This is a genomic window from Streptomyces tailanensis (assembly GCF_008386495.1).
GTDB lineage: Bacteria > Actinomycetota > Actinomycetes > Streptomycetales > Streptomycetaceae > Streptomyces > Streptomyces tailanensis.
The window spans coordinates 136,097-152,781 of sequence record NZ_VTHJ01000011.1 but is presented as its reverse complement, the minus strand read 5'-3'; the positions used below and the strand labels follow the sequence as shown (position 1 = coordinate 152,781).

The following is a 16,685-nucleotide window of genomic DNA, read 5'->3' as shown; positions in this document are numbered from 1 at the left end:
CCGAAGTGATCCCGTTGTCGTTTGCCCAGCGTCGGCTCTGGTTCATCGACCGCTTCGAGGGCCCCTCTGCCACCTACAACGTGCCCCTCGCCCTGCACCTCACCGGCGAGCTGGACACCCGCGCGCTCGCCGCCTCGATCCGTGACGTGGTCGGCCGGCACGAGAGCCTGCGCACGATCCTCTACGACGAGGACGGCGTCCCCTACCTGCGAATACTCCCGCCGGAGGACCTCCGGCTCGACATCCCCGTCGTGGACGTCGAGCCCGAGCGGCTCTCCGAAGCGGTCGCCGAGGCCGTCTCGTACACCTTCGACCTGTACGCCGAGATCCCGGTCCGCGCCCGCATCCTGCGCCAGGCCCCCGACCGGCACGTCCTGCTGTTGCTCTTCCACCACATCGCCGCCGACGGCGAGTCCGGCGCCCCGCTGCTGCGGGACCTCGCCCTCGCCTACACGGCCCGCCGCAAGGGCCGGGAGCCGGAGTTCCCGGAACTCCCCGTCCAGTACACCGACTACGTGCTCTGGCAGCGCGAGTTGCTCGGCGACGAGAACGACCCCGACAGCCTGGTCTCAGGCCAACTCGCCCACTGGGAGAGCGAGCTGGCCAGCATAGCACAGCCCCTGCAGCTGCCCCTCGACCGCACCCGGCCCTCCGTGGCCAGCCACCGCGGTGACGTCGTCGAGTTCGAGCTGGAGCCCGAACTCCTCGCTCAGGTCGAGGAGTTGGCGACCGAACGCGGCCTGAGCGTGTCGATGGTCCTCCAGTCCGTCCTCGCCGTGCTGCTCCAGCAGCTCGGCGGTGGCGACGACATCCCGATCGGCTCCCCGATCGCCGGCCGCGGCGACGAGGACCTCGCCGACCTCGTCGGCTTCTTCGTCAACACCTGGGTGCTGCGTGTCCGCCTGGACGGCAACCCCACCTTCGAGGACGTCCTGGAGCAGGTCCGCGAACGCGCCCTGAACGCCTACGACAACCAGGACGCCCCCTTCGAGATGCTGGTGGACCGGCTCAGCCCCGAGCGCTCCACCGCCTACAACCCCCTCTTCCAGGTGCTGTTCGCCTGGCAGAACATCACCCGCCCCGACCTGGACCTGCCCGGCCTCGAAGCCCGCCTCGACTTCGAGCAGCTCGACACCAAGACCGCCAAGTTCGATCTGGAGTTCAACATCGCCCGGCACCACGACGGGCAGGGGGCGCGCGGCACCATCGAGTACGCCCTCGATCTGTTCGACCGGTCCACCGTCGAGGCCGTCGGCGCCCGCTTCCTCCGCGTCCTGCGGCAGCTGATGGCGGATCCGGCCCTCCCGGTCGGCGCCGTCGACACCCTGGCCCCGGCCGAGCGGCAGCGCTTCCTCGTCGAGGTGAACGCCACCGCCGAGCCGACCCCGATGGTCACCCTGGCCCGGCTGGTCGAGGAGCAGGTCGCCCTCACCCCGGACGCCGAGGCGGTCGTCTTCGAGGGCACCTCACTGACGTACGGCGAACTCAACGCCCGCGCCAACCGGTTGGCCCACGTGCTCACACAGGACCACGGTGTCGGCCCGGAGACGGTCGTCGCCCTCTCCCTGCCCCGCTCCCCGGACCTCGTCGTCGCCCTGCTGGCCGTACTGAAGTCGGGCGGCGCCTACCTCCCGATCGACCCCAAGTACCCCAGCCACCGCCTGGAGTACATCCTCGGCGAGGCCCGCCCGGCACTCGTCCTGACCGACTCCGAGACGGTGCACGTCCTCCCGGAGACGGACACGCCCAAGCTGTACGTCGACGAGCCGGCCCTCACCGACCGGCCGGCCGACAACCTCACGACCGGCGCGCACCCGCAGAACCTCGCCTACGTCATGTACACCTCGGGCTCGACCGGCACCCCGAAGGGCGTCTCACTCAGCCACCACAACATCGTCAACGGGGTGCTCCAACTGGCCGACCGCGTCGACATGGGCAAGGACTCGCGGACCCTCGCGGGCACGTCCGTCAACTTCGACGTGTCGGTCTTCGAGATCTTCACGACGCTCACCCACGGCGGCACGGTCGAGATCGTCCGCGACGTGCTCGTCCTCGGCGAGCGGGCGGCCGCGGGCGACGGCTGGAACGGCAGCCTGATCAGCACGGTCCCCTCGGTCTTCGCCGAGCTGATGGACCAGATCGCGGGCACTACCACCGTCGACACGCTCGTCTTCGCGGGCGAGGCCCTGTCCTCGACGCTCGCCGAACGGGTCCGCGAGGCGTTCCCGGGCGTCCGGATCATCAACGCCTACGGCCAGACCGAGAGCTTCTACGCCACTGCGTTCGCCATCGACGAGAGCCGCCGCTGGGACGGCGAGGGCAGCGCGCCCATCGGCACCCCGCTGGGCAACATGCGTGTCTACGTCCTTGGCCCCGGCCTGACCCCCGTACCGCAGGGCGTGGCGGGCGAGCTGTGCGTCGCCGGCAACGTGGCACGCGGCTACCACGGCCGGTCCGAGCTGACCGCCGACCGGTTCGTCGCCGACCCGTACGGCCCGCCCGGCTCCCGCATGTACCGCACCGGCGACCTCGCGCGCTGGAACGCCGAGGGGCAGCTGGAGTACCTGGGCCGCGGGGACACCCAGGTCAAGGTGCGCGGCTTCCGTATCGAGCCCGGCGAGGTCGAAGCCGCGCTGACCGCCCACCCGGGCATCGCGCAGGCCGCGGTCGTCGCCCGGGCACACGGCAACACCAAGCAGCTCGTCGGGTACGTCGTGCCCGCCTACAGCAGCGACTCCACCAGCACCGACCTGCGAGCCGGCGTGGAGACCGCCGAGCTGCGCGCCTTCGTCGCCAAGCGGCTGCCCGACTTCATGGTCCCGTCCGCCTTCGTCGTCCTCGACCGTCTCCCCCTCGCCCCGAACGGCAAGCTCGACCGCAAGGCCCTCCCCGAGCCGGAGTTCACCGGCGGCGCGTACCGGGCGCCGGGCAACGAGCGCGAGCGGATCCTCGCCGAGGTCTACGCCGAGGTCCTCGGCCTGGAGCGGGTCGGTGTCGACGACGACTTCTTCGCCGTGGGCGGCGACTCCATCCGCTCCATCCAGGTCGTCTCCCGGGCCCGCGCCCAGGGCGTCGAGGTCACCCCCCGCCAGATCTTCGAACACCGTACGGCGGCGGAACTGGCGTCCGTGGTCTCCGAACACGCCACGGCCGCCGTCACCCTGCCGGAGTTCGAGGGCGGCGGCACCGGCGAGTTCCCGCTGCTGCCGATCGCCGAGTACATGCTCGAACTCGGCGGCTCCCACAACCGCTTCTCCATGGCGGTGCTTGCCGAACTCCCGCTCGGCATCGACCGATCCGGCCTCGTCGCCACCCTGAACGCCGTCCTCGACCGGCACGACATCCTCCGCTCCCGCCTCGACGGCCACCGCATGTGCGTCGGTGCGCCGGGGTCGGTGGACGCGGGCACGCTGGTGCGCCGGGTCGGCTGCGACGGGGTGTGGGACGAGTCCTTCGACGCGCGGGTGGCCGCCGAACTCGACGCCGCCACCGGCCGGCTGGACCCCGCGGCCGGGGTCATGGCCCAGTTCGTGTGGTTCGACCCGGCCGACCCCGGTGTCCCCGGGCGCCTGGTCGTCGCCCTGCACCACCTGGTCGTCGACGGCGTCTCCTGGCGCATCCTGCTCCCGGACCTCGCCGCCGCCTGGCAGCAGGTCAAGGAGCGCGGACGGGCGAAGCTGCCGGCCGCCGGGACCTCCGTACGCCGCTGGACGCACGCGCTGATCGAGGAGGCCAACAGTCCTTCGCGAGCGGCCGAACTCCCGCTGTGGAAGCGCATCCTCGACGGCCCCGACCCGCTGCTCGGCTCCCGCCCGCTCGACCCGGCCGTCGACACACGAGGCTCCCTGGACTTCGTCCGCGTACAGCTCGCCGCCGACGTCACCGAGGCCCTGCTGACCAAGGTCCCGGCCGCCTTCCACGGCGGAGTCAACGACGGCCTCCTCGCCGCGCTGGCCATGGCCGTGGCCAAGTGGCGCCGCGCACGAGGGGTGTACGAGTCCTCCACCCTGCTCAAGCTGGAGGGCCACGGCCGCGAACAGGACGTGGTACCGGGCGCGGACCTGTCGTCCACGGTGGGTTGGTTCACGAGCCTGTTCCCGGTACGGCTGGACGTGGCGGGCGTGGATCTGGACGAGGCGTTCGCGGGCGGCCCGGCCGCCGGGCGTGCAGTGAAGGCCATCAAGGAACAGCTTCTGGCAATCCCGGACAAGGGCTTGGGTTATGGCTTGCTGCGCTATCTGAATGAGGGCACGGCAGCAGACCTGAAGGGGCGCGGGGCTGTGACATGTGCGGCTGCGCCGCGTGGGCGCGACCAGCCACATCGAACCCGCAGTGAACCAACGACCTCAGCGGGGCAGATCGGCTTCAACTACCTCGGCCGCTTCTCCACAGCCGACATGCCCGACGCCCTGCGAGGCCTCGGCTTCACCCAACTCTCCGAACTCTCCGCCCCCCTCGACGCGGACATGCCCGCCATGTCCGCCCTGGAGATCAACTCCCTGGTCGTGGACACCGAAGAGGGCGCCCGACTCGACGCCTCCATCGGCTTCCCCGCAGGCCTGTTCACGAAGCAGGACGTCGAAGAACTCGTCGAACTGTGGTTCGCAGCCCTGACCGCACTGACCCACCACGCCGACCAGGAGAACGCCGGCGGCCTCACCCCCTCCGACCTCCCCCTCGTCGACGTAACCCAGGAAGACATCGAGCGCTGGGAGCAGACGTACCCCGGTCTCTCCGACGTCTGGCCCCTCACAGCCCTCCAGTCCGGCCTCCTGTTCCACACGATGCTGAACGACGATTCCTGGGACGCCTACCAGATGCAGATGTCGTTCCACGTCACCGGACAGGTCGACGCGGACCGTATGCGCGCGGCGGGCCAGGCGATGCTGGACCGGCACCCGAACCTGCGGGCCGCGTTCGTGACGGACTCGGCCGGCCACCAGGCACAGGTCATTGTCGACGGCGTCGAACTCCCGTGGCGGGAGATCGACCTGACCCACCTCCCCGAAGCGGAGCGCCACGCGTCCTTCGAACGCTTCCTCGCCGAGGACCACGCCGCCGCCTTCGACCCGGCCGTCCCGCCGATGCTCCGCATGACCCTGGTCCGGATGACCGGCGAGACCTCCGAGCTGGTCCTCACGGCGAACCACGTCCTCTTCGACGGCTGGTCCTTCCCGCACCTGATGAAGGACCTGCTGCACCTGTACGGCTCCGGCGGCGACCCCTCCGTACTGCCCCGAGTCCGTGGCTTCAAGGACTTCCTCACCTGGCTCGCCCGCCAGGACCACGAGGCATCCACGCAGGCATGGGCCCGCGAACTGGAGGGCGTCGAGGAGCCCACCCTCCTCGTGCGCGGCGGCGCCCCGGCGACCGGCAGCCACGGCATCGGCTCGGTCGACGTCCCGCTGCCCCTGGACGACGTCCGCGCGCTCACCCGGCGCGCCTCGGAGCTCGGCGTCACCGTCAACACCCTGGTGCAGGGCGCCTGGGCGGTCCTCCTCGGCCGGCTCACCGGACGGCAGGACGTCGTCTTCGGCGCGACCGTGTCCGGGCGGCCCCCGGCGGTCCCGGACGTCGACTCGATGGTGGGCCTCTTCATCAACACCCTTCCCGTACGCGTCGAGTACGCCCCCGGCGACTGTCTCGCCGACGTCCTGACCGGGCTCCAGCGGCGCCAGGCCGCCCTGCTCGACCATCACCACCAGGGCCTGAGCGAGATCCAGCAGACCACCGGGCTCAGCACCCTCTTCGACACCCTGGTCGTCTTCGAGTCGTATCCGGTCGACCGGGCCGGCCTCGACGAGGCCAACGCGGCGGCGGGTATCGCCTTCACCACCATCCGTCCCTCCACGGGCACCCACTACCCGCTCACAGTGATGGCGGACGCGGACCCGCACCTCCGCCTCGTGCTCCAGTTCCAGGAGCACGTCCTGGACCGGCCGACCGTCGAGTCGTACGCGACCCGACTCGCCCTGATCCTGCGGCAGTTGGCCGACGACCTGACCCTGCCGATCGGCCTGGTCGACGTCCTGGAGCCGGCCGAGCACGACCGCCTCCTTGAGCTGAGCGGCACCACCGCGCCCACCCCGGACGCGACGGTCACCCGCCTCATCGAGAAGCAGGCCGCAGCCACCCCCGACTCGATCGCACTGGTCTTCGAGGGCGCCCGGCTGACGTACGAGCAGCTCAACGCCCGCGCCAACCGGCTGGCCCATGTGCTCGTAAAGGACCATGGCGTCGGCCCGGAGACGGTCGTGGCCGTCTCCCTGCCCCGCTCCCTCGACCTGGCCGTGGCGCTGCTGGCGGTCCTGAAGGCGGGCGGCGCGTATCTCCCGATCGACCCCAAGTACCCGAGCCACCGCCTGGAGTACATCCTCGGCGAGGCCCGGCCGCAGCTGGTCCTCACGGACTCCGGGACAGCGAACGTCCTCCCCGCGACCGAGACGCCGAAACTGTACGTCGACGCCATCGACCACGTCCCCGCCGACGCCATCGACCCCGTCCGCCCGGTGCACCCGCAGAACCTCGCCTACGTGATGTACACCTCGGGCTCTTCCGGCACCCCCAAGGGCGTCGCCATCACCCACGCCAACATCGTCAACGGCGTCCTCGGGCTCGCGGCCCGCATGGGCATCCAGGCGGGTTCCAAGGTGCTGGCGGGCACGTCGATCAACTTCGACGTCTCGGCGTTCGAGCTGTTCACCACGCTCGTCCACGGCGGCACGGCGGAGATCGTCCGGGACGTCCTGGTCCTCGGCGAACGGGACGGCTGGCGCGGCGGTGTCATCAGCACGGTGCCGTCGGCGTTCGCGGAACTCGTCGACCAGATCGCCGACCGCACCTCCATGGAGACCGTCGTCTTCGCCGGCGAGGCCCTCTCCTCGACGCTCGTCGAAAGGGTCCGCGAGGCGTTCCCCGGTGTCCGGATCGTCAACGCGTACGGGCAGACGGAGAGCTTCTACGCCACCACCTTCGACGCGGCCGGCTGGGACGGCACGGGCAGCGCGCCCGTCGGCACCCCGCTGCCCAACATGCGGGCGTACGTCCTCGGTCCGGGCCTCACGCCCGTTCCGCCGGGCGCGATCGGCGAGTTGTACGTCGCCGGGAGCCTGGGCCGCGGCTATCGCGGACGCCCCGACCTGACCGCCGACCGCTTCGTGGCCGACCCGTTCGGCGAGCCCGGCTCCCGCATGTACCGCACCGGGGACCTGGCCCGCTGGAACGCGGACGGACAGATCGAGTACGTCGGGCGCGGCGACACCCAGGTCAAGGTGCGCGGCTTCCGTATCGAGCCCGGCGAGGTCGAGGCAGCCCTGGCGTCCCACCCGGCCGTCACCCAGGCCGCGGTGATCGCCCGCAACGGGCGCGGCACCAACTCCGGCAAGGTGCTCGTCGCGTACGTCGTGCCCGCCGGTGAGGTGGACGCGGAGGAGCTGGCGGCCTACGCGGCCCAGAAACTCCCCGAGTTCATGGTCCCGGCCGCCCACGTGCTCCTCGACCGGCTGCCGCTGATGCCCAACGGCAAGCTCGACCGGGCCGCGCTGCCCGCTCCCGAGTTCGCCGGGGTGCCCTACCGGGCGCCGCGCACCAAGCGGGAGGAGATCCTCGCCCGGCTCTACGCCGAGGTGCTCGGCGTGGACGAGGTCGGCATCGACGACAACTTCTTCGACCTGGGCGGCCACTCCCTCCTCGCCACCCGCCTGATCAGCCGTATCCGCACCGAGTTGGGAGTGGAGATCCCGATCAAGGTGGTCTTCGGCTCCCCGACGGTCGCCGAGCTCACCGCACAGCTCTCCTCGGGCGACACCGTGCGCACCCCGCTGCGCCGGGCCCGCAACCGCCCCGAGCGGCTGCCGCTCTCCTTCGCCCAGCGCCGGCTGTGGTTCATCGACCGGTTCGAGGGCCCTTCGGCGACGTACAACATCCCGATGGCGCTGCGGCTGACCGGTGACCTGGACACCGAGGCGCTCGCCGAGGCGATCCGGGACGTCGTGGCCCGGCACGAGAGCCTGCGGACCGTGTACGGGGAGGACGCGGACGGCGCCGGCTACCAGATCGTCCTGGAGCCGGGGCAGTACACCCTGTCCGTCCCGGTCGTCGAGGTGGCACCGGGCGACGGCCTGACGGACGCGGTCGTCCGCGCGGCCCAGCACACCTTCGACCTGGGGAACGACATCCCCGTCCGCGCGGGCATCCTGCGCTGCGGACCGGGCGAGCACGTGCTGACGCTGCTCATCCACCACATCGCCGGCGACGGCGAGTCCATGGCCCCGCTGATCAGGGACGTCTCCACCGCCTACGCGGCCCGCCGCGAGGGCCGGGCGCCCGACTTCGCCGAACTGCCGGTCCAGTACGCCGACTACACGCTCTGGCAGCGCGCTCTGCTCGGCGACGCCACCGACCCGGACAGCCTGCTCGCCGGCCAGTCGTCGTACTGGCGCCGCGAACTGGCCGCCGTACCGCAGCCGCTGCGCCTGCCCGTCGACCGCCCGCGCCCGCCGAAGGCGAGCCACCGCGGCGAGATGCTCGACTTCACGATCGACGACGAACTCCTCGCCGCGGTGGAGAAGCTGGCGCGGGAGCATGACGTGACCGTCTCGATGGTCATGCAGTCCGTGCTGGCGGTCCTGCTGCACCAGCTCGGCGGCGGCGACGACATCCCGATCGGCTCCCCGATCGCAGGCCGCACCGACGAGGCCCTCGCCGACCTGGTCGGGTTCTTCGTCAACACCTGGGTGCTGCGCGCCGAACTCTCCGGCAACCCCACCTTCGAGGAACTGATCGCCCAGGTCCGCGACAAGGCGCTGGCCGCGTATGCCAACCAGGACGCCCCCTTCGAGCGCCTGGTGGAACTGCTCAACCCCGAGCGGTCCACGGCCTACCACCCGCTGTTCCAGGTGATGTTCGCCTGGCAGAACTTCGCCCAGGCCGACTTCGACCTGCCGGGCCTCGCGGTGAGTTACGTCCCGACGCCGACCGGCACCGCCAAGTTCGACCTGTTCTTCAACCTCACCGAGGTGACGGGCCCGGACGGACGCGAGGTCGAGGGCCTGCTGGAGTACGCCACCGACCTGTTCGACCGGGAGACGGCCGAACGCGTCGCCGACCGCTTCGTCCGGGTGCTGCGCCAGCTCGTCGCCGCCCCGGCGGCCCGGGTCGGCGCGGTCGACCTCCTCGACGAGGCCGAGCGCGACAAGGTCCTGCACCGCTTCAACGACACCGCCGAGCCGACCCCGCACCTCACGGTCGCCGAACTGGTCGAGAAGCAGGTCGCGGCCACCCCGGACGCGGTCGCGATCGTCTCCGGCGACACCACGCTCGCGTACTGGGAGCTGAACGCCCGCGCCAACCGTCTCGCCCGTGAACTGGTCGACCGTGGCGTCGGTCCCGAGACGCTCGTCGCGGTGTCCCTGCCGCGCACCGCCGAACTGGCCGTCGCCCTGCTCGCCGTACTGAAGGCGGGCGGCGCCTACCTCCCGATCGACCCCAAGTACCCGAGCCACCGCCTCGACCACATCCTCACCGAGGCGGCCCCGACCCTGGTCCTGACGGACTCCGAGACGGTCTCCGTACTGCCTTCGGTGTCTGTGCCGAAGCTGTACGTCGACGAGCTGGACCTCACGGACCGCTCCCCGGAGAACCTGCCGGTCACCGCCCACCCGCAGAACCTGGCGTACGTCATGTACACCTCGGGCTCGACGGGCGTGCCGAAGGGCGTCTCCCTGAGCCACCGCAACATCGTCAACGGCGTCCTGCGGCTGATCCCGAGGGTCGGCGTGAAGAAGGGCTCGCGGATCCTCGCGGGCACCTCGATCAACTTCGACGTCTCGGTGTTCGAACTGTTCACCACGCTGAGCGTCGGCGGCAGCGCCGAGATCGTCCGGGACGTCCTCGTCCTCGGCGAACGCGACAGCTGGAACGGCACGATGATCTCCACCGTGCCCTCGGCCTTCACCGAGCTGCTCGACCAGCTCGCGGGCCGGCTCGACGTCGAGACGGTCGTCTTCGCGGGTGAGGCCCTGCCCACGACGCTGGTGGAACGGATGCGCGAGCAGATCCCGGGCGTACGGGTCATCAACGCGTACGGCCAGACCGAGTCCTTCTACGCCACGACGTTCACCGCGAACGGGCCGAACGGCTTCTCCGGTGGCGGCACGGGCAGCGCCCCCATCGGCACCCCGCTCGGCAACATGCGGGCGTACGTCCTCGGCCCCGGCTTCGCCCCCGCCCCCGTGGGCGTGGCCGGCGAGCTGTACATCGCCGGCGACATCAGCCGCGGCTACCGGGGCCGCCCGGACCTCACCGCCGAGCGCTTCGTGGCCGACCCGTTCGGCCCGCCCGGCTCCCGGATGTACCGCACGGGCGACCTGGCCCGCTGGAACGCGGACGGTCAGCTGGAGTACGCGGGCCGCGCCGACTCCCAGGTCAAGGTGCGCGGCTTCCGCATCGAGCCCGGCGAGGTCGAGGCCGCCATCACCGCGCACCCGGGCGTCGCCCAGGCGGCGGTCGTGGTCCGCGAACACGGCAAGAGCAAGCAACTCGTCGGCTACGTCGTCCCGGCGGAGGCCGGGTCGAGCGGCGCCGGCCAGGACCTCGGCGGCACCGACTTCGACCTCACCGCCGGGCTCACCTCCCGCGACCTGCGCGGCTTCGTCGGCGACCGGCTGCCGGAGTTCATGGTCCCGGCCGCCTTCGTGGTCATCGACCGGCTGCCGCTCGCCCCGAACGGCAAGCTCGACCACAAGGCACTGCCCGAACCGGAGTTCAGCGGCGGGGAGTACCGGGCCCCCCGGACCCCCGAGGAGGAGACCCTCGCCGCCGTCTACGCCGACGTCCTGGGCCACGCCCGCATCGGCATCGACGACGACTTCTTCGCCGTCGGCGGCGACTCCATCCGCTCCATCCAGGTCGTCACCCGGGCCCGCGCCCAGGGCGTCGAGGTCACCCCGCGCGAGATCTTCGAACACCGAACGGTCGCCGAACTCGCCCGCGTGGCCCGCACGACCGGCACCGCCGTGCTCCTGGAGGAGTTCGACGGCGGCGGCACGGGCACCCTGCCGCTGCTCCCGATCGCCCAGTACATGCTGGAGTTGGGCGGCCACTTCGACCGCTTCTCGATGTCGCTGCCGTTGGAACTCCCGCAGGGCATCGACGGGGACGGTTTCGCAGCGACCCTGAACGCTGTCTTCGACCGCCACGACCTGCTCAGGTCGCGGTTGGTCGGGGAGAGCTTGGAGGTGGCCCCGCCGGGTTCGGTGGACACGGCCGCGCTGATACGACGGGTCGAGTGCGACGGCGCCTGGGACGAGGAGTGGCTGCGTACGGCGGCCACGGAACTCGACGCGGCGACGGGCCGGTTGAACCCGGCGGCCGGGGCCATGGCCCAGTTCGTCTGGTTCGACCCGGCGGATGCCGACGTCCCTGGCCGGCTGCTGATCGCCCTGCACCACCTGGTCGTGGACGGCGTCTCCTGGCGCATCCTGCTTCCCGACCTCGCCGAGGCATGGAAGCAGGTGAAGGCGAACGGCACGGCCCAGCTCCCGGCGGTGGGCACCTCGGTACGCCGCTGGACACACGCCCTGATGGAGGAGGCGAACTCGCCGCAGCGCACAGCGGAGTTGGAGCTGTGGCAGGCCATCCTGGACGGCCCCGACCCTCTCCTGGGCTCCCGCCCCCTGGACCCCGCCACGGACACCCGCTCCACCCTGGACCACCTGTCGGTCCGCCTCCCGGTCGAGGTCACCGAGGCACTGCTGACGAAGGTCCCGGCGGCCTTCCACGGAGGGGTCAACGACGGCCTGCTGGCGGCACTGGCGCTGGCGGTGACCAAGTGGCGCCGGATCCGGGGCCAGGACGAACCGTCCACGCTGATCCGCCTGGAGGGCCACGGCCGCGAACAGGACGTGGTACCGGGCGCGGACCTGTCGTCCACGGTCGGCTGGTTCACGAGCATGTACCCGGTCCGCCTGGACACGACGGGCTTCGACGTGGAGGAGGCGTTCGAGGGAGGCCGCACAACGGGCGCGGTGGTCAAGGCAATCAAGGAACAGCTGCTGGCGATCCCGGACAAGGGTCTGGGCTATGGCTTGCTGCGCTACCTGAACGAGGGAACAAGGGCTCAGCTAGGGGGCGGCGCCGGACAGATCGGCTTCAACTACCTCGGCCGCTTCTCATCCGCGGACATGCCCGAAGACCTACGGAACCTCGGCTGGACCCAACTCCCGGATGTCACCCTCGCCGCAGACCTCGGCGACATGCCCGCCATGACCACCATAGAAATCAACTCGGCGGTCATGGACACCGACCTCGGCCCCCAGCTCGACGCTTCCGTCGGCTTCCCCACCGGCATCCTCACCCACACCGAGGTCGAAGACCTCATGACCCTCTGGTCGGAGGCCCTGCACGCGATCACCAGGCACGTCACCGAGGACCCGAAGGCCGGCGGTCTCACCCCCTCCGACCTCCCCCTCGTGGACGTCACCCAGCAGGACATAGAGCGCTGGGAGCGGACGTACCCCGGCCTCACCGACGTCTGGCCCCTCACGGCACTCCAGTCCGGCCTCCTCTTCCAGTCGCTCCTCGACGACGACGCCGAACACGACGCGTACCAGATGCAGATCGCGTTCCACGTCTCCGGCCATATCGACCCGGCCCGGATGCGGGCCGCGGGCCAGGCCGTCCTGGACCGGCACCCGAACCTGCGGGCGGCGTTCGTGACGGACGCGGCCGGCTCGCGGCTCCAGGCGGTCGTGGACGGCGTAGCCCTCCCTTGGAGGGAGGTGGACCTGCGCGAACTCCCCGAGGCGGAACGGGAGGAGGCGTTCGAACGCTTCCTCGCGGCGGACCACAAGGCGCACTTCGACCCGGCGGCCCCACCGCTGCTGCGGCTGTCGCTGGTCCGGATGACCGACGACCGCTCCGAACTGGTCCTGACGGCCCACCACGTGCTGTTCGACGGCTGGTCCTTCCCGATCCTCATGCAGGAACTGCTCCACCTGTACGGCTCGGCCGGCGACCCGTCCGTCCTGCCCCGCACCCGGGGCTTCAAGGACTTCCTCACCTGGCTCGCCGAGCAGGACCACGCCGAGACGGCCCGAGCCTGGGCGGCGGAACTGGAGGGCGTGGAGGAACCTACGCTCCTCGCCCCGCAGACCCTGACCGGCGACGACCTCGGTGTCGGCCAGCTCGACGTCCGCCTGCCGCTCGACGAGGCCCGCGCCCTCAACCGCCGCGCCTCCGAACTCGGCATCACCGTCAACACCCTCGTGCAGGCCGCCTGGGCGGTGCTCCTCGGCCGCCTGACGAACCGCCAGGACGTCGTCTTCGGCGCGACGGTCTCCGGCCGCCCGCCCACGGTCACGGACGTCGACTCGATGGTCGGCCTGTTCATCAACACCCTGCCCGTACGCGTCGAGTACGGCCCCGGCGACACCCTGGCCGACCTGCTCACCGGCCTCCAGCGCCGCCAGGCCGCACTGCTCGACCACCATCACCACGGGCTGAGCGAGATCCACCGGACCACCGGCCTGAGCACGCTGTTCGACACCCTCGTCGTGTTCGAGTCCTTCCCGGTGGACAAGGAGGGCATCGACTCCGCCAACAGCGCGGCCGGGATCGCCTTCACCGGCATCCGCCCGTTCTCGGGTACGCACTACCCGCTGACGGTCATGGCGGCCGCCGATCCGCATCTCCAGCTGGTGCTCCAGTACCAGCGGGGCGTCTTCGACCTGAAGACCGTCGAGGCGCTGGGCGACCGGCTGGTCCGCGTCCTGCGTCAGATGGCCGCCGACCCGTCGGTGCCGGTCGGCGCGGTGGACCTCCTCGAACCGGCCGAGCACGAGCGGCTCACCGAGCTGAGCGGCACGGCGGCGCCGACGCCCGGGGTGACCGTCGCCGGGCTGGTCGAGCGGCAGGCCGCGGCCACCCCGGACGCGTCGGCCGTCGAGTACGGCGGGACGACGCTGACGTACGCCGAGCTGAACGCGGCGGCCAACCGGCTCGCCCGTGAGCTCGTCGGACACGGCGTCGGCCCGGAGACGGTCGTGGCCGTGGCCCTGCCCCGCACCCTCGACCTGGCGGTGGCCCTGCTCGCGGTCCTGAAGGCGGGCGGTGCCTACCTTCCGATCGACCCCAAGTACCCGAGCCACCGCCTGGAGTACATCCTCGGCGAGGCCCGGCCTCAGCTGGTCCTCACGGACACCGGGACAGCGAACGTCCTCCCGGAGACCACGACACCGAAGCTCCACCTCGACGAACTGGTCCTCCCGGCCGACGACACCGACCTCGGCCGCCCGGTCCACCCGGACAACCTCGCGTACGTGATGTACACGTCGGGCTCGACGGGCACCCCGAAGGGCGTCGCGATCACGCACGCCAACGTGGTCAACGGCGTACTGCGGCTGGCCGGCCCGGTGGGCATGGCCCCAGGGCGGCGGATGCTCGCGGGCACGTCGATCAACTTCGACGTCTCCGTCTTCGAACTGTTCACCACGCTCGCCCACGGCGGCACCGTCGAGATCGTCCGCGACGTGCTGGCGCTGGGGGAGCGGGACGCCTGGCAGGGCGCCGTGATCAGCACGGTCCCGTCGGTCTTCGCCGAACTCGTCGACCAGCTCGCCGGCACCACCTCCGTGGACACCCTGGTCTTCGCGGGCGAGGGCCTGTCGACCGGGCTCGTACGGCGGGTGCGGGAGGCCTTCCCGGAGGTACGCGTGATCAACGCGTACGGCCAGACGGAGAGCTTCTACGCCACCCTCTTCGACGCCTCCACGACCGAACTCACCGGCGGCAGTACTCCGATCGGAGCCCCGCTCGCCAACATGCGGGCGTACATCCTCGGCCCCGGACTGACCCCCGTACCGCCGGGCGCGGTGGGCGAGTTGTACGTCGCCGGAAACGTCGGCCGGGGCTATCGCGGACGGCCCGACCTGACCGCCGACCGCTTCGTGGCCGACCCGTTCGGCCCGCCCGGCTCACGGATGTACCGCACGGGCGACCTGGCCCGCTGGAACGCGGACGGGCGGCTGGAGTACGCCGGCCGCGGTGACGTCCAGGTCAAGGTGCGGGGCTTCCGGGTCGAACCGGGCGAGGTGGAGGCGGCCCTGACGGCCCACCCGGGCGTCGACCGGGCGGTGGTGGTCGTCAGGGGGTGCTTCGAAAGTCCCGCACAGCACCCGCGGCGCCCGGCACACTCCCCCACTCTCGGCTTCGCTCGAGCGGGAGGGGCCTCCACCGCCGCACCGGCCAAAGACTCAAGTAGCGTCTCCCCCACTCCCGGCTTCGCTCGAGCGGGGGGACCCCCATCGAGGGCCTTCGTGCGGCACGCCGAGGGCACGCACCGGACACCGCGGGCACCGCACAGGACTTTCGAAACACCCCCTGGGCCCCACGGGAACACCGGGCGGCTCGTCGCCTACGTCGTACCGGCCACCCCGGACCTCGACACCGAGGAACTGCGCGCCCATGTGACCGCCGGGCTCCCGGAGTTCATGGTCCCCTCCGCCTTCGTGCACCTGGACCGGCTGCCGCTGGCCCCGAACGGCAAGCTCGACCACCGGGCGCTGCCCGAACCCGAGTTCACCGGCGAGGCCTACCGGGCGCCCCGCACGGCCCGCGAGGAGACCCTGGCGGCCCTCTTCGCGGACGTACTGGGCCTGCAGAAGGTCGGCATCGACGACGACTTCTTCGCCCTCGGCGGCCACTCCCTGCTCGCGGCCCGGCTGGTCAGCCGCGTCCGCCGGGAGCTGGGCCTGGCGCTGCCCATGCGGGCGGTGTTCCAGGCGCCCACGGTGGCCGGGCTGGCCGCGCACGGAGCCCGGACGGCACGGGAGAACACGGACCCGTTCGCCCGCGTGCTCACCATCAAGGCCGACGGCGACCGGGAACCCCTGTGGTTCGCGCACCTCACCGGCGGACTCGCCTGGCCGTACCTGTCCTTCGCCGGGCACCTGCCCGCGGACCGGCCGGCGTACGGAATCCAGTCGCCGGCGTGGTCCTCCGGTCCGGCCGGGAATTCCGTACCGCTGAATTCCGCACTGCCGAATTCCCTCGAATCCCTGGTGACGGAATACGTCGGAGAGATACTCTCTGTTCAGCCCGAGGGACCGTATCACCTGATCGGCTGGTCCTTCGGCGGAGCGGTCGTCCACGCGATGGCCGCGGAACTCCAGCGCAGGGGCCACGAAGTAGCCCTCCTCGGCCTGCTCGACGCGGCACCGAGCGGCCACTTCGCGAACGACCCGGATCTCGAACTGGCCCAGGTACGCGGCCTCCTCGGCGAATTCGTCGGAGAACTCGACGGCACGGACCAGGAGAACCTCCTGGAGCGGTCCTCGGAATTCGTGGTCCACCATGTCGACCTGCTGAAGAGGTTCACCCCGCCCGTATTCCAGGGCGACGTCCTCTTCTTCAACGCGACACTGAACCCCGAGGCGCCTTACACGGGCCAGTGGAAGCCGTACGTCGACGGAAAGGTGACGGCGTACGACATCCACAGCACCCACCACGAGATGTGCCTTCCGGCGCACGCCGCCGGAATGGCGGAAGTCATCGGCCACAAGCTCGACGAGCTCGACAAGGCCCGGGGCGGCAAACCGTCCTGACCCCCTCGCGGGAGCCCTCACCCCCCGGCCCCGCGAATCCGTCCCCGGGGCGAACCCACAAGGAACGCCCCGGGGACGGAAAAA

General features: G+C 71.3%; 1 protein-coding gene. It reads left to right on the top strand.

What is annotated here, in order from left to right:
* Positions 1 to 5: 5 nt before the first annotated feature.
* Complete coding sequence (locus F3T56_RS11935) at positions 6 to 16,601, top strand: non-ribosomal peptide synthetase (protein ID WP_149824883.1); 16,596 nt, start codon at positions 6 to 8, stop codon at positions 16,599 to 16,601.
* Positions 16,602 to 16,685: the final 84 nt, after the last annotated feature.